Annotated in this window: 25 protein-coding genes and 1 pseudogene; 6 read left to right on the top strand and 20 right to left on the bottom strand. The window is 35.7% G+C overall.

Annotated elements, in window-relative coordinates:
• Positions 1–273 precede the first annotated feature (273 nt).
• Complete coding sequence (locus FC19_RS10445) at positions 274–1,638, bottom strand: FAD-dependent oxidoreductase (protein WP_057876879.1); 1,365 nt, start codon at positions 1,636–1,638, stop codon at positions 274–276.
• Between the two features lie 272 nt (positions 1,639–1,910).
• Between FC19_RS10445 and FC19_RS10440 the strand changes: the two genes are divergently transcribed.
• Positions 1,911–3,113: an SAM-dependent methyltransferase gene (locus FC19_RS10440; RefSeq protein WP_057876878.1), complete on the top strand. Its 1,203-nt coding sequence runs from the start codon at positions 1,911–1,913 to the stop codon at positions 3,111–3,113.
• 164 nt (positions 3,114–3,277) lie between these two features.
• Here FC19_RS10440 and FC19_RS10435 read toward each other — a convergent pair whose 3' ends face one another.
• From FC19_RS10435 to FC19_RS10395, 9 genes are all read right to left on the bottom strand, one after another.
• Entirely contained in the window at positions 3,278–4,141 is an 864-nt protein-coding gene (locus FC19_RS10435) for a MetQ/NlpA family ABC transporter substrate-binding protein (protein ID WP_057876877.1), read from the bottom strand.
• A gap of 468 nt (positions 4,142–4,609) precedes the next feature.
• Positions 4,610–5,476 (bottom strand): polysaccharide deacetylase family protein, encoded by an 867-nt coding sequence (locus FC19_RS10430; RefSeq protein WP_338037348.1) that lies wholly within the window; start codon positions 5,474–5,476, stop codon positions 4,610–4,612.
• 150 nt (positions 5,477–5,626) lie between these two features.
• Positions 5,627–6,418 (bottom strand): DUF4931 domain-containing protein, encoded by a 792-nt coding sequence (locus FC19_RS10425; protein ID WP_235809377.1) that lies wholly within the window; start codon positions 6,416–6,418, stop codon positions 5,627–5,629.
• A 48-nt stretch (positions 6,419–6,466) separates the two neighbouring features.
• Positions 6,467–6,931: a GNAT family N-acetyltransferase gene (locus tag FC19_RS10420; RefSeq protein ID WP_057876876.1), complete on the bottom strand. Its 465-nt coding sequence runs from the start codon at positions 6,929–6,931 to the stop codon at positions 6,467–6,469.
• A gap of 53 nt (positions 6,932–6,984) precedes the next feature.
• On the bottom strand, positions 6,985–7,485 hold the full coding sequence (locus FC19_RS10415) for a cysteine hydrolase family protein (protein WP_057876875.1): 501 nt from the start codon (positions 7,483–7,485) through the stop codon (positions 6,985–6,987).
• A gap of 55 nt (positions 7,486–7,540) precedes the next feature.
• Positions 7,541–8,179: an HAD family hydrolase gene (locus tag FC19_RS10410; RefSeq protein ID WP_057876874.1), complete on the bottom strand. Its 639-nt coding sequence runs from the start codon at positions 8,177–8,179 to the stop codon at positions 7,541–7,543.
• Positions 8,180–8,289: 110 nt separating this feature from the next.
• Complete coding sequence (locus tag FC19_RS10405) at positions 8,290–8,712, bottom strand: YjdF family protein (protein WP_057876873.1); 423 nt, start codon at positions 8,710–8,712, stop codon at positions 8,290–8,292.
• A 142-nt stretch (positions 8,713–8,854) separates the two neighbouring features.
• The gene (locus tag FC19_RS10400) at positions 8,855–9,313 is read right to left on the bottom strand and encodes a DUF3021 domain-containing protein (RefSeq protein ID WP_057876872.1); all 459 of its coding nucleotides are present in this window, start codon (positions 9,311–9,313) and stop codon (positions 8,855–8,857) included.
• Positions 9,313–9,747 carry a LytTR family DNA-binding domain-containing protein gene (locus tag FC19_RS10395; RefSeq protein WP_057876871.1) on the bottom strand — a complete coding sequence of 145 codons (435 nt, stop codon included), beginning with the start codon at positions 9,745–9,747 and terminating at the stop codon, positions 9,313–9,315. The genes FC19_RS10400 and FC19_RS10395 overlap by 1 nt, the downstream gene beginning before the upstream one ends.
• Positions 9,748–10,036: 289 nt before the next feature.
• On the opposite strand from FC19_RS10395, the gene FC19_RS10390 reads away from it, so the two are divergent.
• Positions 10,037–10,879: a glycosyltransferase family 8 protein gene (locus FC19_RS10390; RefSeq protein ID WP_057876870.1), complete on the top strand. Its 843-nt coding sequence runs from the start codon at positions 10,037–10,039 to the stop codon at positions 10,877–10,879.
• Between the two features lie 127 nt (positions 10,880–11,006).
• On the opposite strand, the gene FC19_RS10385 is transcribed toward FC19_RS10390, so the two are convergent.
• The 7 genes from FC19_RS10385 to FC19_RS10355 form a co-directional block, all read right to left on the bottom strand.
• On the bottom strand, positions 11,007–11,783 hold the full coding sequence (locus FC19_RS10385; protein ID WP_057876869.1) for an ABC transporter permease: 777 nt from the start codon (positions 11,781–11,783) through the stop codon (positions 11,007–11,009).
• A gap of 4 nt (positions 11,784–11,787) precedes the next feature.
• Positions 11,788–12,696 carry an ABC transporter ATP-binding protein gene (locus FC19_RS10380; RefSeq protein ID WP_187327550.1) on the bottom strand — a complete coding sequence of 303 codons (909 nt, stop codon included), beginning with the start codon at positions 12,694–12,696 and terminating at the stop codon, positions 11,788–11,790.
• Between the two features lie 690 nt (positions 12,697–13,386).
• Positions 13,387–13,899 (bottom strand): ClbS/DfsB family four-helix bundle protein, encoded by a 513-nt coding sequence (locus tag FC19_RS10375; RefSeq protein WP_057876868.1) that lies wholly within the window; start codon positions 13,897–13,899, stop codon positions 13,387–13,389.
• An 81-nt stretch (positions 13,900–13,980) separates the two neighbouring features.
• Complete coding sequence (locus FC19_RS10370; RefSeq protein ID WP_057876867.1) at positions 13,981–14,352, bottom strand: TIGR02328 family protein; 372 nt, start codon at positions 14,350–14,352, stop codon at positions 13,981–13,983.
• A gap of 400 nt (positions 14,353–14,752) precedes the next feature.
• Positions 14,753–15,307, bottom strand: a complete 555-nt coding sequence (locus FC19_RS11960; protein ID WP_338037347.1) for a S66 peptidase family protein — start codon at positions 15,305–15,307, stop codon at positions 14,753–14,755.
• A complete protein-coding gene (locus FC19_RS11955) occupies positions 15,271–15,720 on the bottom strand; it encodes an LD-carboxypeptidase (protein ID WP_338037346.1) in 450 nt (149 codons plus the stop codon). The genes FC19_RS11960 and FC19_RS11955 overlap by 37 nt, the downstream gene beginning before the upstream one ends.
• A 21-nt stretch (positions 15,721–15,741) precedes the next feature.
• The gene (locus tag FC19_RS10355; protein ID WP_057876865.1) at positions 15,742–16,224 is read right to left on the bottom strand and encodes an AAA family ATPase; all 483 of its coding nucleotides are present in this window, start codon (positions 16,222–16,224) and stop codon (positions 15,742–15,744) included.
• 153 nt (positions 16,225–16,377) lie between these two features.
• Between FC19_RS10355 and FC19_RS10350 the strand changes: the two genes are divergently transcribed.
• The gene (locus tag FC19_RS10350; protein WP_057876864.1) at positions 16,378–16,950 is read left to right on the top strand and encodes a TetR/AcrR family transcriptional regulator; all 573 of its coding nucleotides are present in this window, start codon (positions 16,378–16,380) and stop codon (positions 16,948–16,950) included.
• 3 nt (positions 16,951–16,953) lie between these two features.
• Complete coding sequence (locus tag FC19_RS10345; RefSeq protein ID WP_057876863.1) at positions 16,954–17,529, top strand: NAD(P)H-dependent oxidoreductase; 576 nt, start codon at positions 16,954–16,956, stop codon at positions 17,527–17,529.
• A 145-nt stretch (positions 17,530–17,674) separates the two neighbouring features.
• On the opposite strand, the gene FC19_RS10340 is transcribed toward FC19_RS10345, so the two are convergent.
• Together FC19_RS10340 and FC19_RS10335 are read right to left on the bottom strand one after the other, a co-directional pair.
• Entirely contained in the window at positions 17,675–18,124 is a 450-nt protein-coding gene (locus FC19_RS10340) for an ASCH domain-containing protein (protein ID WP_057876862.1), read from the bottom strand.
• A 75-nt stretch (positions 18,125–18,199) separates the two neighbouring features.
• On the bottom strand, positions 18,200–19,099 hold the full coding sequence (locus tag FC19_RS10335; RefSeq protein ID WP_057876861.1) for an NADP-dependent oxidoreductase: 900 nt from the start codon (positions 19,097–19,099) through the stop codon (positions 18,200–18,202).
• Positions 19,100–19,319: 220 nt separating this feature from the next.
• On the opposite strand from FC19_RS10335, the gene FC19_RS10330 reads away from it, so the two are divergent.
• A complete protein-coding gene (locus tag FC19_RS10330) occupies positions 19,320–20,207 on the top strand; it encodes an ABC transporter ATP-binding protein (protein WP_057876860.1) in 888 nt (295 codons plus the stop codon).
• A complete protein-coding gene (locus FC19_RS10325) occupies positions 20,207–21,058 on the top strand; it encodes an ABC transporter permease (protein WP_057876859.1) in 852 nt (283 codons plus the stop codon). Before FC19_RS10330 ends, FC19_RS10325 begins: the two co-directional genes overlap by 1 nt.
• Before the next feature lie 181 nt (positions 21,059–21,239).
• Here the strand turns inward: FC19_RS10325 and FC19_RS10320 are convergent.
• Positions 21,240–22,369: pseudogene (locus tag FC19_RS10320) on the bottom strand (5-methyltetrahydropteroyltriglutamate--homocysteine S-methyltransferase).
• Between the last annotated feature and the right edge of the window lie 435 nt (positions 22,370–22,804).

Raw genomic sequence — 22,804 nt, 5'->3', positions numbered from 1 at the left:
ACGCTGAAGCTTTTTCACCCCCACAAGTAAAACTTGTGGTTTATTCGCAGATATAACAAAAGTAGGCAAGGCAAAAAAATTATTTTTGCCTTGCCTACTCTATTGAGCTTTTGCTATACACATTAATGTGTTTTAATCGCTAATTTTTCTGTTTAATCTCGAAGTACTCATAGTCAGAACCTTGATCATGTTAGTAATTCAGATCTTATCGACTATTGTTGTACTTTTCAGCCCTTCCAGATACCGTGTTTAACTGCTAATTCATTCACTTGCTCAGGCAAGTGTTTTGGTGGTCTCCACCTTAGCTGCTTGCGCTTGTGCAGCCTGTCCAAGAAGGTTTAAATAGTTAAAAGGTCGATCGAAAGTTGGCTGGAATAGCATATCAACCATTGCTAAATCATCAATTGTATTTTTGTTTTGAATACAGAGCGACAAAAGATTAGCGGATTGTGAAATATCGTATTTACTCATCAATGCCCCACCTAAAATACGTCTAGTACCTGCATCATAAACAAGCGACATTAAGATCGGTGTAGTTGAAGGCATAAACTCAGGACGATAATTATCTTCGAAAATAACCTGTTTTGCGTCTATTCTTTGATTTTTAGCCGATTCGGCAGTTAAACCCGTAGCACAAATTGAAGTACCATAAAGTGATAAACCCGAGGTTGACTGTGTCCCAATGTAACGCATCGTAGGTTTTTTTAAATTTTTGCCAACGAGAATCCCTTGACGGACAGCATTCGTAGCTAACGGAATATATGCATTTTTTCCTGTTGGATTATAGTGAACAGCTGCACTATCACCTGCTGCGAGAATGTCAGGATCTGAGCTGCGCATATAATCATCCGTAATGATCGCACCATTAGGAGTCATTTCAACTTTGTCCGCTAGTAATGCCGTATTTGGTCTGAAACCGATGCAAAGTATCGCTAAATCGGCAGCTATTGCTTTTTTATCAGTCTTTATAATTAATTCACCATTTTTTTCCTCGAAACTCTGGACCGACTGTCCTAGTTCCAATTGTACCCCGTTTGCTTCGAAGTCAGCTTCAATTCGGTTGGTAAATGCTGGATCAAAATATTTCGGCATTACACGAGTTTGTGCATCAATCAAACTGACTTCATGCCCTTTGAGCGAGTAAGCTTCGACTAGTTCTGCTCCGATATAGCCTGCCCCAATCACAGCAATCCTTTTAACTTTTGGAACGCGCTTAAAAAGCTCTTGCGCATGCGACCAATTTTTACAAAGTAGAACTTTTTCGCTTTTTATCCCAGTAATATTTGGGACTATTGGCCAAGATCCGGTGGTCATAACCAACTTATCGTAATGTTCGATCATTAGTTCATTCGTTGCAAGATTCTCAACTTCCAATGTGTGATTTCTAGGGTCGATCTCCCTTACGTTATGTCTTGTTTTAATAGAAGCACCTAATTTTTTTAATTCTTCAGGATTTGAATAAAATAGTCCTTGTGGGTCTTTGACTTGGCCCCCTAAGTAAAGCGCAATTCCGCATGAAAGAAATGAGATCTCCTCATTACGTTCAAAAACGGTAACCTCAACATCTTTGTAATCGCTTAAAATTTGTTTAACTGCAAAGGTACCCGCATGCGTACAACCTACAACTGCAACTTTCATAATCGATCATCCTCCATTTTTAGGTATCACATAATCATGCTCACATTTGAGCATTTCGATAATTACATTGTACACAAACTTAATTTATTAAACAAGTATTTTGCCTTTTAATTTTGTTCAAAATTCCATCTTTATTCAAAAAAGTTTTTAGGAGTAATTTCAACCTTTATCATTTTGAAAATTAGCGTTATATTATTTGGGAGTGATCAATTAAAAAGTTATTAAGCAACTTATAACATATTTATTCAAAAGTTTGAAAAGAGGTCTTTATATTGCTAGAAAAAACTTTTTACAAGACATTACTGAAACATGCTTTTAATATTCCGGTCGAAGTAACTTTCTGGGATGGAGAAACAGAACTTTTTGGTCCGGAGGGAAAACCGCAAAACAAGATTAGTATCAAAGAACCCTTGCCTCCCCATTTGGTATTAGAGCATGCAACGCTCACGCTTGCCGAAGCATATATGAAGAAAGATATCGAAGTCGAGGGAAGCATTCAAAACTTAATAACTGCTATCTTCATGACTCCTCATAGTTTTATAAATAGTAATAAGTTCAAAAAAATTCTACCTAAACAGAATCATTCCGAAAAGCAAAGCAAATCAGATATTCAGAGTCACTATGATCTAGGTAATTCGTTCTACAGCTTATGGCTTGATAAAACTATGACATATTCTTGCGCGTATTTTAAAAATAAAGACGACTCACTTGAACAAGCACAAATTAACAAGGTTTATCATATCTTAAATAAGCTTGACCTTGAGCGCAACAAAACCTTATTAGACATTGGTTGCGGTTGGGGAACTCTTTTATTTGCAGCAGCAAAAAATTATGGAATTCATGCAACAGGAATTACGTTGAGCAAGGAACAGTTTGACTATGTCAGCAATAAAATAAAAAAAGAACATTTTGAGGATATGATTGATGTTAAACTCATGGATTATCGCGAATTAGATCAAAGCTTTGATTACATCACAAGTGTTGGTATGTTTGAGCATGTAGGTAAAGAAAATCTTGGACTGTATTTCAATAAAATCTCCGATCTCTTAAAGCCGGAAGGACGAGCCCTGATTCATGGTATTACAGGACAGCATATGGGAATTGGCTCGGATCCCTTCATCGATAAGTATATTTTCCCAGGTGGATATATACCTCATTTAAGTGAGATAATGGAACACATCATGAATAGCGGGTTACAACTCAAAGATTTAGAAACGCTTAGAAGACATTATCAAAAAACGTTGGAAATATGGACTCAGAATGTGCTTAATCATAAACAAGAAATTACCAGCATGTTTGATGAGGAATTTTTCAGGATGTGGAATCTTTATCTGCAAGCATGCGCTGCATCATTTGAATCTGGAAATATTGATGTTGCACAGTATTTACTGACAAAGGGGCCTAGTGGAGTAAGTCTTCCTTTAACTAGAGACTACATAACAGAACAAGATAAGGACATGCTTAAAGTTAAATAGAAGATAATTAGTTCGTTATTAAACTGGAAAGTTGATTCTTGAAATATATTGATACGAAAAAAGAGTATCTTATGACAATGATTTTTGTCATAGGGCACTCTTTTTTGGCTATCTTAGAGTAATTGTAGAATTTTTACCATCAACCTTAAGTGTTATTGCACAACCTAATCAGCAAAATATGAAAGCGGCTTTTGAACTTGAATTTTAGTTCCATCAAACTTGTCTTTAATATATTTCTGTACTTTAGCGCTGTGGTACACTTTCAGCAATTTTTTGTATTTCTTATTATCTTTATTTCTTTCAGAAGTTGCCAAAATATTGATGTTCTCTTTAGTGGACTGATTAACTTCTTCATGATAGATCGAATCTTTTAAAACGTTTAATTTTCCTTCAAGTGCAATTGTATTTCCAATCAGAACTGCCGCAATTGAGTTGTCCTTCATAATTCGTGGACCAGTTGTATCATCAATTTCCTTGAATTTAAAATTATGTGGATTATCGGCAATTGCGCTAGTCCCTGAAAGACTTCCAAAATCAGATTTTAATTTAATTAATCCAGCTTTTTCAAGTAATTTAAGTCCGCGAGCGGTGTTGGCGGGGTTATCAGCTAGTGCAATCGTCGAACCGTTAGGAATATCTTTCACTCTTTTGTATTTACTCGAATAAATGCCCATTGGCTCAAGATAGGTCGTCCCTAGTGCCGCCAATTTTTCGTTTTTATTATTCTTATTGAAAGCAACGTAATATGCATATGATTGAAAGGCATTAACATCAATTTTATTTTCAGCAGTTGCTGTATTTAAAGAAACCCCATCTGTGAAAGATTTCACCTTGATGTTTAAGTGTTCTTTTTTGACTTCAGGTAGGTTCGCAATATGTTTCCAGATCTGAACATCTGAACCGATTGATCCAATCGTGATTGTGTCTGAATTTTTTGCACTATTGTTGTTTCGAACCGTAAGTGTAATGATTCCGGCTACTATTATGATAATACCCACCAAAGTTAATAAAGCTCTATTTTTTCTCATTTTCTCCATCCCTCTCCTGATACTCGACTTATGCCAACATCCTTTTGATTCTTATTTGGTAACATGACTTTTAGCCAATAAAAAACCGCAGCCAAGTTATCTGACTGCGGGACGAATATTCGCGTTACCACCCGATAGTTTTGTTGCTCGTTACCAAACAACACTCAGTAGGTACTTTGTTAAATAAGAATATATTGCACTATTCAAATACAAAAATACCGTTACGCTTTAACAGGCGTACCTGGAAAAAACTTGCAGAACTTCTGCTCGTTTTCTCAACATTAATGAGACCATATTCCACAATGACTCTCCACTGAATTTCAGCCTACTCCAGCTCTCTTAAGAGGAATCAAAGTGTACTCATCACACATCACTAAAAATATAGCAACAATCTTTTGATTTGTCAAATGGTCTCGTAAGCTCACTACTTCAGATGAAACGTTCAGCCTAAACCTCTAATCACTATGTTTAATATCCATTTTTTAACAATTGATTAAATGTCTGGAGACTTATTCCTGGAGCTATCCGAACACGTGAGAGCGAATACCAGCCCTGATCTAAACACGCAAGTCCTTCATTTGTAGTCAAACCGATTTTATATCCAAGATGGTTTGCCAATTTAATCGTTGTTTGATTATAGCGCCCAGCTGGGTAACAAATCATCTGTGTCTTCTGCCTAAAAGTATTATCAAGCCATTTTTTAGAATTGGCCAATTCTTGCATCTGAACATCGGTCGAAAGTTCATTTAAATCTAAATGCTGCACTGTATGGCTTTGAAAATCGACTAGTCCACTGTGCTGCATTATTTTCGCTTCATTAAGCGTCAAATGATTCGGTTTTTGATTAAAACTCGTTATGTAATTAATAGTAGCATGTAAATGATATTTTTTTAGAATTGGAAATGCCGCTGTATAGTTGTCTTTATATGCATCATCCAAAGTTATCCATACAACCTTTTGTCTAGGCAACGAATTAGTCTCAAAGGCTTTAATTGCTTCCGCAGTAGTTAATGTATAATAATGATTTGCCTTTAAATATGCCATTTCTTCAGCAAATTGCTTGGGAGGTACGCGCAATGCATTCCCCGCTGAGATACTATGATACATCAGGATTGGAATCCGACATTTTTTTTTATAGTGAATCCATTTTGAAGCAGTTTCTTTCTTAGATCTTTTTTTGTTAGCATTAAGTTTTTTAGTTTTCAAATTCTCATTAGTTTTTAGTTTACTAGCTTTAGTGTCTGCTTTATTTTGGGCAGTACATCCAGCTAGCAATAGCAGACATGTTAGCACAAAAATTTTCACAGTCATTTGCCAAATTATTTTTAATTTCAAATAAATCAACTCCTCAAAATCTTCACTTATTAAGTCTAACAGTATTAATAAAAAAATTACTTAAAATTAAATCAATCTAATTTATCTCTGTTTATGAAAAAAACTTTTTTCACATCGAGTTGAAAGAATAATTATTTGACAGTACGTCAATTAACTATTGTCCCCCATTTCATGGAGTAACTTAGCAGATAAGTCCTTGCCTAGTTCACTGTTGTGTTTGTGATCAGTAACTTGAGGGATTTTGTAGCCTATGAAATAGGGTGAAACAATAAATCTTGGTATTATTTTTGCCACAGTTTTCTCATCGATGCGATAAAAGAAAAGATTATAGGAGGTGCATTTTCCATTAAAAAAATCATTTAGTATATACTTAGCAACTACTTGTACTGCGTCAGCAAAATATTCAGTGTTGGACACATTTGAGATAATAATATTGAACTCAGTAAAACCCGCAATTGGATAATCCGAGATATTTATTTTTAGTCCATATCTTTCATAAAAAAAAGCTCCGTCAAAACTTTCTTGTGGAATGTTTCTATAAGCATCAATTTTGTTCAACCCGACAATTTGCATATGAGGATGACGCAAACTCCCACCAGAATATGGGCCAAAATTTTTATACATTAGAACGCTCTTATACTTTCCAGAATCGATGGTCTTCTTCCAAGCTTCCATAGCAAATTTAAAGACGGCCCTGTTTTTTTCACGTGTATATGTTGTAATATCGCCATTATGCTCCGCTGCTTCAATAACGACTGTTTGATATGTCTCCTCTAAAGTCCTATATTTATTTACCAACCAAATACGATCATCATCTTCTGCAAGAATATCAGTAAGCGATTCACGTTGGCAAAAAGGACAGTCGTTATCTGTATGTACCATGTTTTCAGGCTTTTTTGATGCTACTTGAGAATGAAATACAAGCTGGTAGTTTCGTGACAATCCAATTCCTCTTTCCTTATGATGTTTCCAACTTTACTTTACTTTTGGCTAAAGTTCCAAGCGTAAACGGATCATATCTTTCAAATGCAAGTTGTTTTCAAAAATTGGCTGATTATAATGCTTTACAAAAAAATCTGTATCTACCCCGCTAATTCTAAAGCCATTTTTTTGATATAAGTACAGCTGTCCAAAACTGGTACTGCCCGTACCGATTTCAATAACGCTGTAGCCTTGTTTCTTAGCCCATTTTCTTGCATATTGAATCAAGCCTTGCCCGATTCCTTGGTTACGGACTTGACTAACAACCACAATATTAACAAGTTCGACCGTTTCGGGTCTTGTCGGCAGAAAGAGCATGAGTCCTGCTAGCAAGCCCTCGCGTTCTACTGCGATACAAACACTTCTGCACGCATAAGCTTCAATCATCTTGCGCGCTGGATCTGCTTCTAGCAACAATTGATAATGTTCTTCTGTCAAATGTTTTACTTCATGGAATGTTAGTTTTCCCCCCACATTGCTGCCTCTTTTCTAAAAAAATGTAACGTTTGTCTTTTATTAAAAAATACTTAGTCAATAAATCGAACAAATCGTTTATCCCAAATGCTTTCATAAAAATTGATTGTTTGTCGTGCAGTCATAAACTGATTGTCCCAAGTTGTCGTTAGTCCATGACACATCAGAAGGTTATACCCTAAACCGTGTGCAAACTTTGCAGTTGCATCAATACAATACTCGGTCTGCGCTCCGCAAAGCTCGATCTGAGCGATATTTAAATGCGTGAGCAGTTTTTTTAAATCAGTCTGATAAAAGCTGTTAGCATGTTTCTTTGCCAAAAAGAAAACTTCATCAGGCAGTTCAAGTTCAGAGACCAAGCGCCACGCTTCAGATCCTTTTACCAATTCTTCATCTTGATGTTGAATAACAATTATGGGTTTATTTTTAGCAGTATATTCTTTTGTACGGTTCAAAATTCCTGCAATCAGTTGTTTGAACTGATAGATATCTGATTCTGCATTGTGACAAACACCGTTTTGAACATCGACAATTAATAAAGCGTCTCCTACCATGTAAGATATCTCTCCTTAATTTGAATAGTATTAAATTTTGAATCCTAAAAAGTATTTATATTGTCAACAAATCAACAGTTTTATCAATTAAATAATCTGGTTCTTCCTTTTCAAGCAATGAAGTGGCATGCGTTCCCCATGTTACAGCACAAGTCGAAACATCTGCCGCCTTCCCCATCTGCAAATCATAGATTGCGTCCCCAATCATTATTGTCTCACTTTTTTTCAAATTACCTATTTCTAAAAGATGCTGAATGCCATCAGGTGCTGGCTTGTACTTTTTTACTTGATCAGAACCACAAACTATCTGAAAATACTGTAGAATATTCAATTGCCTTAAATTTCGATTTAGTGCTAATGAGTGTTTACTCGAGAGGACAAACATTTTTTTATTCTCTGAGAATAGTTCTTGTAAGACATAATCTATTTTAGGAAAAAGCGCCAGATTTTTTGATTCAAGCGCCTTATAGTGTGTACGGAAAGAATCGATTAATTCCACAAGCTGATTATCCGTAACTTTTTTATTTGCCATTTTTTTAAAAGAGATCTCAATTGGAATACCCATATAATATTCTATGTCTGCAGCTGGCGGCACAGGTAGTGAAAGATCTTTAAATGCTGTCTGTGTGGCATAAACAGCTGTCTTGCCTGAATTAGCTAATGTCCCATCAAAATCAAAAATAAAGTTTCTCATTATTCCGCTCCTACTTAATTATAAAAAGAATTGCGGACTAAGTATTACCTGCCCGCAATCCACTGATTATTTGAGTTATAACACTGTATTTGATACGCAAATTTGTCATTTCAGTGACCCTTATGTTTTTGCTGCTGTTTAATCTTTTTCTGTTCATACTGACGCTGTTTTTTGTTTTTTTTCAACACACTGCGCTGCTTCCTTTTATCCGATTTGAAACCTTGATATCGGTGCTGAAGCGTCTGCTGCGCTTTCGTACCTTTGAAATCTGCCTTGACAGTTTTACGAGCTAACCGCTGCAATCTTTTGGGATTCACACGTGTAAAAGAAAGGCTAGTCTGTTGGTGCTGCTCATAAAAAACTAAATTTTTATAGTGTGTCAACAAATAGGAATAAATATGCCGTGTTTTCGGCACTGATGTTCCCAAGTTGATTTCTGCAACGCGATAAGAATCTTGCGTTTCTTCTTCAAAGATTCCCTTATAGAACGGTGGTTCATAAATGATCGTTAAACTTCCCTTTATGGTTAACATAAAAAGTTGCCCCTCCTTTTAATTACAGATAGAAGGACAACCAAGGAGGCAGGTTACTGACTAGTGATTTCGCGCTAGCGTCTGGACTACCAACCAGACCGTGTTTTTACTATCGGATATAGTATAACATACTATTCATAGGCTATGAGTTCCCCTTTTTGAGTTTTTTGTTGATTTTTTCAACGTCACGGCGTCCGCTTGCCATATTAATAGACCATATCACCACATATATGATAACAAAAATAATTGTGAAAGATACCAGTACTCCCCATTGAAGTGGGAACCAACCACATAAGACTGCTAATGGAGTGAAACCGCAGAAAGTAACAAAAAAATGAGTTATTGTCTGACGTGTAATGCTCCATCCTTCCTTCTCAAAAATCAAGGATGAAATAGAAAATAAAATTCCCATCAAACCCCATAAAATAATTGAAATTGCTACAGCATTTAATGGCCTGCTAAACATTTCTGTAAATTGTGGTGCTGATGGTACATAGTCTTCAAGTCCATAAGCGTACGAGAAAAAAAGTGAAATCAATAACCCAAGGGCAATACCAACAGGAATTCCGTGAAATGCTAGCTTTAATAATTTATTGTTCATTATAGATTCAGCCTCCTTTTTAATTCTTTTACAAATCTGCGCGAAACCAGTGCTGTCTGGTTGTTGTTTAAACGTATTATGATCGTTCCTGCTGAGCTCATTTCAAGATGATCTACAAAGTTAAAATTAACTATTTCACTGCTCGAAACTTGAATAAATTGTTCAGGTAATTGCTTTACTAGCTGATAGATCCTCATTTTGACCTTAAAATCACCTTGACTTGTTGTATTGCAAAAAACATATTTATTTTCTGTATAAAAACGAATAATCTTCTTGAACTCTAACGGTGCAGCAGTTTCTTCTCTGTAGCCCCATATAAATGTCGTATCTTGCTGTAAGTTGACCGCTATTTGCTGGTGCCAAGGCTCGATTCTTTTCAAGAAAAAATCAACATGTTCGTCATGTTCTGGATCAATATAAAAATTTACACGCATTTGTTTGCCCCCCTTTCTTTGTTTCTTAATTAAGTATACAAGCTCAGGGATGTTTTCGTTCCTCTAAATGATAATCGGTTATTTTTTGCTGATTAATGGTCAAAAAATTGCTACAGAAATTGATATCTATGCATCAATTATGTTACAACCGCCTCTACTGTATTCATAGCGAAAAGCTGTTGCTTGGCCTGCACAACTTTTTGTGTGCTAGAATAATCAGTAAAGAAGTATTCGGTCTCAGGAATTTTTAGCTATTTTAGAGACGCTTATTAACTATTAAAAAGGAAGATTGAGTTTGAAATCTATTAATCTGTTATTTTCGATTGACAATAATTTTTTTGAGCAATTAAAGACAACTTTGTATTCTCTCAGGGCAAACACACCAAACACTTTTTTCCGTGTATTTGTGCTCCAAGAGAAGCAATTTTCCTGGAAAAATGAATTTAAAAGTTTCTGTTCCGCCCTAAATATGACTTATGAACCACTCATCCTTGGTACAAGCAGATTCAAATATGCACCTATTAACAAACGTTATCCTAAAACTATTTATTATCGACTGCTAGCTCAAGAATATCTTCCGAAAGATATAAAAAAAGTTTTATACTTAGATGCCGATATTCTATGTATCAACAATATTTCTGCTTTTTACAGCTTAGACCTCAAGAATCACCTTTATGCAGCTGCAAGTCATTCACAACTGACTAACTTTACGACTGTTGTTAACAAAGTTCGGCTACAAAATTATGAGACCGAACAGTATTACAATTCAGGTGTTTTGCTGATCAATGTTACGCAGGCAAGACGCCATATCAAATACAAAGACATTTATGCATTTATACAGAAAAAAAGCGCAACACTTCTTCTGCCTGATCAAGACATCTTGAATTCTTTATATGGCAATCACATCTTGCCTCTGCCTGACCAGATTTATAATTTAGACGCCCGTAAAAATTTGATATATGAGATGATCAGCAATGGCACTTGGAATTTGGACTGGATCATCAAAAACACGGTTTTCCTTCATTTTTGTGGCAAAGAAAAGCCTTGGGAAGAAAATAGTAAGGGTAAATTTGTGGTTCTGTATAAACATTATGCCCATTTGGCAAATTTGACCGTAGTTGAAAATAATTAGACAAAAAACTCTCAGATTTGATCTCGTATTGGATCAATTCTGAGAGCTTTTTAAGTTTAAGCTGCAACTTTTAAATTACTGTGGTTAAAAGTCGATTTTCCTTTTAACACACACAATATTCAAATAGTCAGACGTTACGCCGACGGAATATCAAGTATCCCAAGAAAAGAAAGACACCTGTATAGATTAAGTTACCCCAAACAAGCTCGGTGTTTGATAAACGAGTTAGCGTTCCGATAACAGTTGAGTTGCTTAATTGGCTTGGAAGATTTAGCATGTTTAGCGGATTCCATTTTAGCCATTCCCACTTGTTAATCAACATGAACATCAGACTAGAAACAATACTGGTTGCAAAATAGCCGACGATCCCGACTGAAATTGCAGCTGCTGAACTTTTGAACACATTTGCTAGCAATAACACCAAACTCAATAATAGCCATAAACCAACAAAGTTACCTGCATAAGTGACTAAAGTTACATGCATCACAGATTGATCGTTTGTATAAATATCGCTGAAGCTAAACTTTGAGTTAAAAAGTACAACTTTTAAAATAACTGAGAATACAAAAGACAGAACATAAAAGTATAAAGAATAAATAAACATCGTAATCCATTTACTTGCTAAAATTTCGCCACGATAGTACCTGCGATAAAGCAATTCCTTAATTGTTCCATACTGAAACTCCATGGCGATAATTGTACTGCAAGCTGCAATCATAAAGAAAACAATCCAAGAAGTCCCACCATAAGCGGCAATAAATTCTCCTTTAGGATCAGAAAAACTAGGCTGCATTTTACTGAAAACAGCAAATATTGTCATCAAAACCAATAAAGCAATTGTTCCAATAAGGGTGCTTTTCTTGTGTATTAATTTAAAAAGTTCTTGTCTTATTAATGTTACCATTCTTCTACTCCTTTACCTGATCATTATCCAAAAGATCTAACAATGATGTTTCCAGATCATTTTGTTCGTGCTGGACATCGACAATATTTATATTATGATTGCTCATCAACTGAATAAGACCGGTCAATTGTTCATCACTTGTTTTCTTGATTTTCAACTTATCTGATTTTTCTAACTCAATTCCTTCAGCAGTAAGGATCTCACGTGCTTGAGTATCGTCAGATGTCTTCAATATTAAATAATTTCCATTTGAATCACTTAGAGCTTCCATACTAGTCTGCTTGATTATTTTGCCTTTATCAATAACTACAATCTCATCAACTAGTTTTTCCAATTCACTTAAGATATGACTTGAGATTAAGAAAGTCGTACCTTTTTTAGCTAAAGAAAGAATTAAATTACGCAGTTCCTTCGTTGCCTTAGGATCAAGACCGTTCATCGGTTCATCAAGGATTACAAATTTAGGATTGTTCAAAAGTGCTAGAGCTATGCCCAACTTTTGTTTCATTCCCAGTGAATAAGCTTTAGCCTTTCGATTGATATAGGATCCAATTTGCAGTTCGTCAATGATATTTTGAATATCTTTTTTGCTCTCTGCCGCATTATCTGCAAAAAGTTCCAAATGCTGCATTCCAGTTAAAAAAGGATAAATTCCAGGATATTCAATAAGAGCTCCAACTTCACTTAGAGCTTGATGCTTTGTTATTGAAACATCTTTACCATCGATTAGAATACTTCCACTTTGAAAATCAAACAACCCCAAAATTGCTTTCATAATTGTCGTTTTCCCAGCGCCGTTAGGACCAACCAAACCCACAATTTTTCCTGGTTGAACGTTAAAAGAAACATCTTTTAACACTTTATTCTTGCCAAAAGACTTATTAAGTTTTTTGACAGTTAAAATGTCGTCCATAATTAATTCTCCTTTATATCTATGCAGCAATGAATAACATGCTCATAATAAGTATTATTATATTTATCCATCGGTTGACATATTATTGTGATCAAGCAATTCTATAAAAACAACTACCAACTAATCAATCACTAGTCTTTTTATAAATTAATTCACTTTAATCTTTTTCCATGTTATTGAAAAAAAAGCTTAAAGTCAAGTTGATTATTTATGCTAAAACTCTTTTTTGTAGAGCTTTTTTGGCACATAATTCGTTTTTTTCTTACCAAAATCAATCAATTTATGCTATAAAAACTAATGTTAAGTATTACTATGTGCTACCTAGATACTTTAGGCGGCAACATAAAGACAGTTCCTCTCAACTAACTCAAAAGTTTGTAGCAACTTTCACAATTAGACTAATCTTTTCCCAAAAAATGTAATATTACTCAGTTGCAACAAGTTTTTTAAGTTTTACTTAAAAAAGCTATCTTATATATTACGGAACAAAAAGATCATTTTTGTGGTAACTATAATTTCTATAACATCCGTCCTACTACTTCTGTTATATTCAATCATTTTTAAGCGTTTGTCTGCTCAAGACCAATCATCTTAAAAAATATCTTAACAAACGAAAATCAATTAGATTCTAATCAGTCCGAGTTTTCTTGTAGATGACCAAGATTGACCATATAAGACTGCTTAAAAAGATTAACGTAACACAACTTTTTTCCATTTACGAATTTTAGGTCTGAAATTTGTAAATGGCGCAACCGAGTTAATGTGAACCCATTTCCAAACAGGCCACATTGCCTTTGTCGTAGCCCATTTTTTCTGACCGGCCTCAAACAGTTCCCTGTCGTCCAATTTGTTTACCCATTTGGAGAGTTGACTGACCAATTCGTCTAGTTTGGACATTTGTTCTTTGATCATCAAACCGGTGTACTGTTGATAAAAGTCTTGATATAGTTGGCCTAATTCATTCCATTTATATTTAGGTGTTGGAGTCTGTACATCGAGCCCGGCACGCTCTTGAGCATCCCAAGATAACAACAATGTTAGCCATCCAATTTGATAAGCCAACATCTCAGACGGAGTTTTGTCCACAGCATCTATTCGTTTATTTTTGAGAGCCTCTGGAACCTCTGTAAATTCCAAAATAAACTTAGAATAGCTTTGATTGATTGCCTTAATCAACTCTTCATTAGAGCTATAACTTTTCATTTTTTTCTCCTAAATTTTCGGCTAAGGGAATTAAAACAATTGAATGTATCAGCATAAAAAAACGAATAATAGCTCTTGGATTTAATTTTGAGAAAAAGTTATCCCTTTACTTTTCAAGTTTTGCAAACATTCATTTAAATACTCATCATTATGCTCAGGATAAATCGGCGTACTTAGGCTAACAGGTAAAAGTTCTTTGTAAGCCTCACAATGTAGACCACGGTACATAGCGTCATACCACTTATCAGCTGGATGATAGCCCCGCTTCTCCATCTCCATTAATACGAGCACATGGAACTGATATAATTTGTACGGTGAGTATTTAAAAACGTAATTAACTGTTGCGTGTGGCCGGCCCCAACCATTTCCGCGCAGTGCAGCTAGCTCACGATGCTGCCCTAACAATTGCTGCCTTGGAAGCTTTGAAATCAATTTTTGATGCCATAAACGCATAATAAGCAGGTTTCCTTTCAGAAATTATTTTTTCAGAAAAAACAGCAAAAATAACTGAAGTAGTAAGACAATCATAAATACAATACTAAGCGCAACAAATGCCATTAATCTAAAATCCGCTGCAGATCCTAATAAAACGACGAAAATTGTTACAGCTGCAAAAAACAATAGCCACAAAACACTGATGATCCACCAAGTAGTTAACTTCATATGTTCAGTCCCTTCATTAAATAAACATTTACATTCTATTATGCCTTAATTTTATTGATATAAAATAGTACGTGCAGCATACTTAATCATATTGTAATCATTTTAGGTAATACTTGTCTAAGAATGGCACTCGTGCGAGTTTACGATTCTTTTTTATATCTAAATCAAACAAGTTTTAAAACAGTTATATTTAGTATTCAGAAAAGGTCACAGTTTGTGCAGCAGGTTTAAAAACAGCATGTGCACCTAATGGTGTTGTCAGCATTGGAACAGTATGGCAGCAATTGTAGTCATAAAGGATAGGAAGATTTTGCCCATTCAAGACTTCAATTAGAATTTCCAGTGGCTTTTTGTTACTACCGGAATCATCAAAAAGAGCATGCTTGCCTAAAACAATTCCTTTTACATTATCAAAAACACCGGCATCTTTCAACATTGCAAAATTTTTCTCGACAGTCGCTGCATCTTTCTCTGCATCTTCAATCAAAAGAAGATTATCTTTTTTTAATTTGGGGAAATACTTCGATCCCATAATACCGTAAATTGTATTTAGATTGCCACCTATAATTCTGCCTGAAAGTTCTGGATCTTTCCCAATATAACCCCATTTATTTTTATATTGTTTTTTAGGTCTTTGATACTCATCCCAATTCAAGGATTCTTCACTCCAAAATGCCGGTGCTTTTACTGTTGTAGAGGTTTTGTTTGTTAAAACCTTGCTAAATGCTTTCCATGTCTCATCCACAAAAGGTTTCCACTCCCCAAAAGAAGCCACCAACGCAGGTCCATATAGGATGCGGCAAGCTGGTGCTTGTGTTTTAATCGCAAGCAACAACGCAGTTGCGTCAGAATAACACCAACGAAGGTTTTAGGATGCTCCTGCAGGTAAGTATAATCAATATAGGGCAGCACTGCATTTGTGTTAGTTCCTCCAATAGTTGCCATAATCACATCAACTTGATCGTTATGTATAAGCTCATTAATTTCCAACGCCCTTTCTAGAATTGAAACAGAACGATAAAAATCTTTTTTACCTGTTAGCTGACCTGGGATTAGATGAACATTCTTTTTCTCTAAGTACTTTTGAGCACGCTCAAAGCTAATTGGCGAAAATGCTGTAATTGGCGTTGATGCTGAATAATATCCAATGCTTAACATTCAGATAACCTCTCCATCTATTTAGTCTAAAAATCCCTTAATTATCGCCAATCGCTGTTTTGGAGTTTCTTGATCAGTAAAGACATAATCTTCATTTTCAAACAGATCTTTACCTTGCCACCATCGCATTAACAAGTCTCTTGAAAAAGGAGCGCTTTTGAGAGAATTTCTTGCTAATGTTTCTTCAAATGAGGTATCAAAATAAAAAAACAGCATTTTAGCACCATACTTTTTCTTAAAAGCCAATAATATATTTTTATAAACACTCTTTTTGAATATTCCCTCCACAATAACATAATCAATATTATTTGCGCCCCAGTCAATAATATTTTCAAGCAGAGAAATTGATTTATTTTTGGCGTGATCCGGTTCAGCCAACATTTCTCTTCGTAAAACATCTTGACTAAGCAACAAGGCATTCGGCGAAAGCATTTCTTTTACTGCTCTTGCTGTTGTCGTCTTACCAGACCCAGAATTACCACGCAATAAAATTATTTTTTGCATGAGAAGCTCCCCTTTTTTCAGTCTAACTGATATGGCGTGCAGTTATTTTCAACGCATGCTGAAAATATGCACACTTTTAGTATAACATGTCATTTAAAATTACTTGTTTTTTTAGGATAACGCTGTTATCCTAATTGTTAGGGGGGGCTGAATTTGTCTGATAAAAAACAATACACGAAAATAAAAATTCTACAAACTGCACTTGAAGACATCGATAAGAACGGATATGAAGAACTTTCTCTGCGCAAACTTGCAAACAATTGTGGATTAACTACTGGTGCATTTTATAAACATTTCGCAAGCAAGGATGAGCTATTCATGTCACTAATGCTAAAATTGTCAGTATCGCTTACAGAAAACATTAATCTAAAAAGCAACGAGCAATATACTCCCCGTGAAGAGCTTCTACATTTAGGTCAAAATATTTTTGCTCTTTTTAAAGAAAAAACCAATCTCGTAGACTTTTTGTTTTTCAATCCAGTGGCTCAATCGGTTTATAAGCAAAGCAGTGAGGTTCAAAATGCTTTTCCTCTTTTACGATCTGTCCGTACGCTGATAAATGAGTTGATAGATTATGAGTCACTTGAGCTGGATTCAACTGAAACATTCATCAAAATTTGGGCATTTCTTCAAGGTTATATGCTATTGGTCCGCAACGGTGTAACTGAGTTCGATGTTACCCTCCTATCAGCTACATTGAACAGCCTGCTAAGAAAGGATAACTAAAATATGAAAAACACATTAATCATCTACTGTCATCCGTACTCAAAAAGTTTTAATCATGCAGTTTTAGAGGCAATTAGACATGGATTAGCTAAGAAAGGCGTAAATTATCAAGTTATAGATCTATATGCCGAAAAATTTATCCCTGCTTATACCAAAGAAGAACTTGCTCTCTTTAATAGTGGAGAAACTTTAGACCCGCTCGTTTCACGTTATCAGCAAATGCTGAAAAAAGCTGATCAGATAATCTTTATCACTCCCGTTTGGTGGAATAGCCTTCCCGGAATGTTAAAAGGCTTTATTGATAAAGTTATGAAAAAAAAATTTGCGTATTTACCCACTAAAACAGGAATTGCTGGGCGACTAACTAATCTCGAAAGCGCAAAAGTTTTTACGACTTCAACTTCACCAACATGGTATTTGAAACTCTTTTGTGGAAATGCCATAAACAGGACATTTGTTAAAACAACACTTAAGCAGCTAGGCGTCAAGAAAACTGTGTGGCAAAATTTTGGCAGAATCGACATCAAAACAATGGCGCAGCGAAAGGACTATCTCGACAAATTAGCGAAAAGAATTTAAAAGCCTGGCATTATATCGAAAATAAAAAATGTTTCAAAATGAAACACAATTAATAATATTGATCGTAATTTAGCCAAAAGAACTGGTCCAATTTCAATGGGCCAGTCTTTTTTGCAGTATTTCTGCAAAATCTATATCAATATGTTCATTCACTAACTACTTCAAAAACTTCACAAACACAGGGAATTTTCTCGTTAAAGGTTTTACCAACTTTACTGTACTCTTTCTTGAAAAAATCAATGTGGACCTTGCGCCAATATTTTAAGCTACGATTTCCCTCGCCTTCGTGGTAAGCATGTTCTTGGGATACTAGATCAAATGGGATAATTTCTACAACTCTCGTTTGTGTTATGCATGTTGGGTTTCCCTGCCGATCTAAAACGATGTTATATTGTCCAACCCGTGGTAATTTCTCATCCGGTGTATATAGCTCGTAAGCTGACGTTGTTGCTGTTTTTGTACCTTTAAGAACTAAGGACGCTAGATTGTCTGCACTTTCTTCATAACCGAAAGAGTATGCTGAATACTCCTCATCAGCCAAGTGCTTTGATTTAGCAAAGCTTTGCCAATACCTTTTTATTTCCTGTTGATCCATACAACAAATCTCCCCCATTTATAAGTATAGCCATGTACGTACTTAAAGCTGTACGATGTTCATACCGCATATCAATTACTTTTCAAAACTCAAGACAAGCTTACCGACAACATGCTTGATTTGATGAAACTTGCGTAAATTGGCAGCGTTGAAAGGCGCAACCTGCGCAATTCTGACAACAAGTTCTTCAGAAGCAACTTGGTTTAATACCGCCTCTAATTTATTCCCGTTGGATTTTAAAAAGAAGAGCTGCACTCGCGGGTCTGCAGCATCAGAAACGGTTGAGAATAACTTACCATCAGGCGCTAAAATCGTTAAGGAATTGCTTAATGTCTGCCCACCCACTGTATCAATTATTTTATCGACTTGGGATACTTTCTGTCTAAAGTCTTCATTGCGATAATCAATTATATGCAGTTTTTCATCAAAATCTTTTAAAAAATCCGCTCCTAATTTACTTGCTGTAGTATAAATATCCGCTACTTTGTGCTGACGTATAAATTGAATAGCTGCAAAACCAACACTGCCCGCCCCTCCATGAACGAGTACACGGTCAGTTTCTGTTAACTCCATATTATCATATACAAGCTGGTAAGCTGTCTGAACACCTAATGCACATGCAGCTGCTTGTTGGTAGGTCACATTTTGCGGTATTCGTGCTACTTGCGATTGCCCCACTGCAACACATTCTGCATAACTTCTTAGATGCGGGCTTGCAGCAACACGTTGCCCTATCTGAAATTTGGTGACCTCGTTTCCGACCTTAACAATCTCCCCCGCGACAGAAGAACCTGCAACCAATGGCGTTGGTTTCTCACGCCCTTTTAGTCCTGCACGAAACTTCACATCATAAGGATCAATCGCCACCGCATGTTGTTTGATTAAAACTTGCTTTGGTTTCAAAGCTGGAAGCGATATTTCTGCGTCCACCAATACATTGACATCTCCATAACTTTTCATCTGTACGGCATACATTATGAAACCCATCCCCCTTTAAAAACGCTCACATTTATTTACCTGATTATAGCATATAACCTCCTAATTTATTTTTTGCGAGTTTAAAAATGAATAATCCTTTAACCCATCTGTAAAAAATGACCATTCATATTCAAATACAGACCAATTGTCTTTTCAACAATATTAAAGTGAAATTCTAAGTTAAAGTTGATGTATCAGATAAAGGGAGGTAAAAAATATGACGATTCTTCAAGCAACCGAATTAACAAAAGTTTACAAAGATACTATCGCAGTTGACCATATCAATCTTAATATCAAAGCAGGAGACTTAGTCGCTTTCTTAGGTCCTAATGGTGCAGGCAAATCAACAACCATCAAAATGTTGACAACAATCCTAAAACCAGATGCAGGAACAATTAGAATCAATAATTTAAGTAACCCAAATAAAATACGTGAGAATATCGGGATAGTTTTTCAAGAAAGTGTTTTAGATGATGAGTTAACTGTCAAAGAAAATCTTGTTTCACGCGCCCAAATGTATCCTCATCTTTCAGCCGAACGAGTTGAAAAGGTTATCGCAAGCGTTCGTGCCCAGAGTTTTGCTGACAAGCTTTATGGTGCTTTATCTGGAGGCCAAAAAAGACGTATTGATATTGCACGTGCCTTATTAAATGATCCGCGAATTCTCTTTTTAGATGAGCCAACTACTGGGTTGGATATTCAAACCCGCTCATTGATTTGGGAGCTTCTTGCACAAATGCAGCATCAAGAAAAAATGACCATTTTCCTGACAACTCACTATCTCGAAGAAGCTGAACAGGCAGACGATGTTTATATCATTGATCATGGACGCATTGTTGCTGAAGGAACTGCTGCAGAGTTAAAAGAAAAATATACTAATAACGTTTTGCTCATCACAGCTGGTGACTTGAATGCGATTCAAAAAGACCTGCCGCATAATATTGATTGTCGTCAAACTGCAAAAGGTTTATTAATCAATGTTGCCAGTGCTCATCAAGGTATTAGGCTTTTAAACAATTATATAGAAAAGATAACTTTATTTGAGTTTAGACAAGGATCAATGGACGATGTCTTTATTAAACTAACTGGAAGGGAGATTAGATGATGTTTGCATTGACAAAGCGTAATCTTAAGCTTTATTTTCGAGATCATAGTGGAATGTTTTTTTCCCTATTGAGCTCATTGATCGTTCTCGGGCTTTATATTCTTTTTCTTAAAAATGGAATGGTCAAAAACTGGCAACATGTCCCTAACACTAAAAAATTGCTCGATCCTTGGCTAATGGGAGGAATGCTTTCGGTCACAGCAACGACCACTACATTAATGGGAACAGCCCAATTAGTTAAAGACAAGGAGCATCATCGGTTTAACGATTTTTCAATTACACCTCTGAATTCATTTTCAATTCAATTAGGTTATTTTTTAAGTGCTGTTTTAATCGGTTTCATTATGCAGATTGCTGTTTTAATAGTCACATGGGTTTATTTTACATCCGTTGACGATATAGCAATTAGTTTACGTATTTTACCAAACTTATTTAGTTTAATGCTGCTTAACTCCTTCTGTGCAGCTTCATTGAATCTTTTGATCGTTGTTTTTTTAAAGAAAGTAACTACGCTAGGCACCGTTTCGACAATTATTGGAACTGCAACTGGTTTTTTTGCAGGAGTCTATATACCGATTGGTTCCCTTCCTCATGCTGCACAGACACTGATCAAACTTTATCCGGGAGCTTATTCTGCATCACTTTATCGGCGTATTTTGATGCATGATCAACTCACAGCTTCATTTCGTCATTTACCAAGTGAACAAGCAGTCTCCTTCAAAAAAATATTAGGTATTGGTTTTCAGTGGAATTCTCTTACTACATCTTCACAGGAATTAATGGTCATCATAACTGTTATGTTTCTTGCACTACTGCTTGTAGGTGTTAAAGTTACTAAATTTGAACGATAGTTTTTTATGAAATATTTTGTTTAACTAGAATGATAGTAAAATACACGGAACAATTAAAAAAACAGGGATGCAGAGCAAAAATAATATTTTGCTCCACATCCCTGAAGTTTTGTATCACTATTAGTAAACCTTATGTCTTTTATTCTTTTTTTACGCTCGTAGTATTTTTCAATTTTTTATGCTAACCCCAAACTTCTTGAGCAGTTTTAATCACAAGTTTGATTTTAGCCCATTGCTGTGCTTCTTCCAGTTTGTTTCCTTCTTCGGTTGAAGCAAAACCACATTGTGTACTCAAAGACAGATTCTCTAATGGAACATACTGGGCTGCTTCCTTGATACGTTTCAATAATACACTCTTATTTTCCAGTTCTGGTTTTTTGCTCGTAATCAATCCTAGCACGACCTCTTTACCATCAGGAACTGATTTCAAGGGAGCAAAATCGCCTGAACGGTCATCATCGAATTCTAAATAGAAAGCATCAACATTTTCTTTTGCAAATAATTGATCCGCAACTGGAGCATAACCACCTGAAGCTGCCCAAGTTGAATGATAGTTTCCTCGACAGACATGTGTGCTGATACGGAGGTCATCAGGGAGGTTCTCAAGAGCTGCATTATTGAGCTTCAGATATAGTTTCTGCAATTGAAGCCGATCAAATTCACCGTTAGCCATTTCCTTCCAGAAACCTTCATCAACAACCATCCCCCATGTACAATCATCAAACTTAATATCGCGGCATCCCAAGTCATAAAGTGCGATGATCAAATCATGGTATGCATGTGCAATATCAGCGATCAAGTCATCTGTATTTGGATAATACTTATTTGCTGCGGCTTCGTTTTCTTCACCTCTAACCAGCTCAGCATAGAACTGGGCTGGTGAAGGAATACTCTGACGAGCAGTGACTTCATTATCGTCCGCTACCAAATCATGTAAAAATTTGTATGCTTTTACATCTGGATGTTCTGGATTAAAAACAATTTTACCATCGATCTTTGCAGAATCAGCGCGCGTTTCTTCATCATGGAAAAAATATCCGTGTTCTGGGATAGTGTGCTTAATACCGTCAAATCCCCAAAAAGTGTCTAAATGCCAATAGCTCCGCCGGAACTCACCATCAGTAACAACTTTCAAACCCGCGTTTTTTCCTTCTGGACCAAGTCTTTAATAACAATGTCTTCAATCTTTGATAAAGCAGTATGATCTATTTTCCCATCCTCAAAATCAATACGAGCTTGCTTAAGCTGTTGCGGCCGTAAAAAGCTTCCAACAATATCGTAATGTAGTTTAGTTGCTGTTGTACTAGTCATAATTAATCAATCTCCCTTTATATTTAAATTTCATTCATAACATGCAAATGACTTTTTCATAAATAAAAAGCGCCCCTAGATGTCCACCTTTAAAAGGTTTAACATCTAGGGACGCGCTATTTTATCTATTCGCGTGATACCACCCTAATTCGATAACATTTCACAATGCTATCCTCAATGAGTACACTGAACTTAAAAGCTATACTCAGATACTATAACGAATATCACTCGTAAACAGTTTATCTATCATATCTGCAATAAAACTCACCGCTTAAAATTATACCCAAAGACCATATTCATCGATGGTACCTATATCGCTTCTCAGCTACCGCGACTCTCTAAAAATAGTAGTACATATCAATTACTCATCTTTTATTAACAAATTCTAACTTTACTTTAATGATAATATTACCTTCTCATTTAAATGTCAAGAAA

Origin of the sequence: Liquorilactobacillus aquaticus DSM 21051, from assembly GCF_001436755.1 — a bacterium.
GTDB lineage: Bacteria > Bacillota > Bacilli > Lactobacillales > Lactobacillaceae > Liquorilactobacillus > Liquorilactobacillus aquaticus.
The sequence above is the reverse complement of the archived record's forward strand: the minus strand, read 5'-3'. Positions and strand labels throughout refer to the sequence as shown.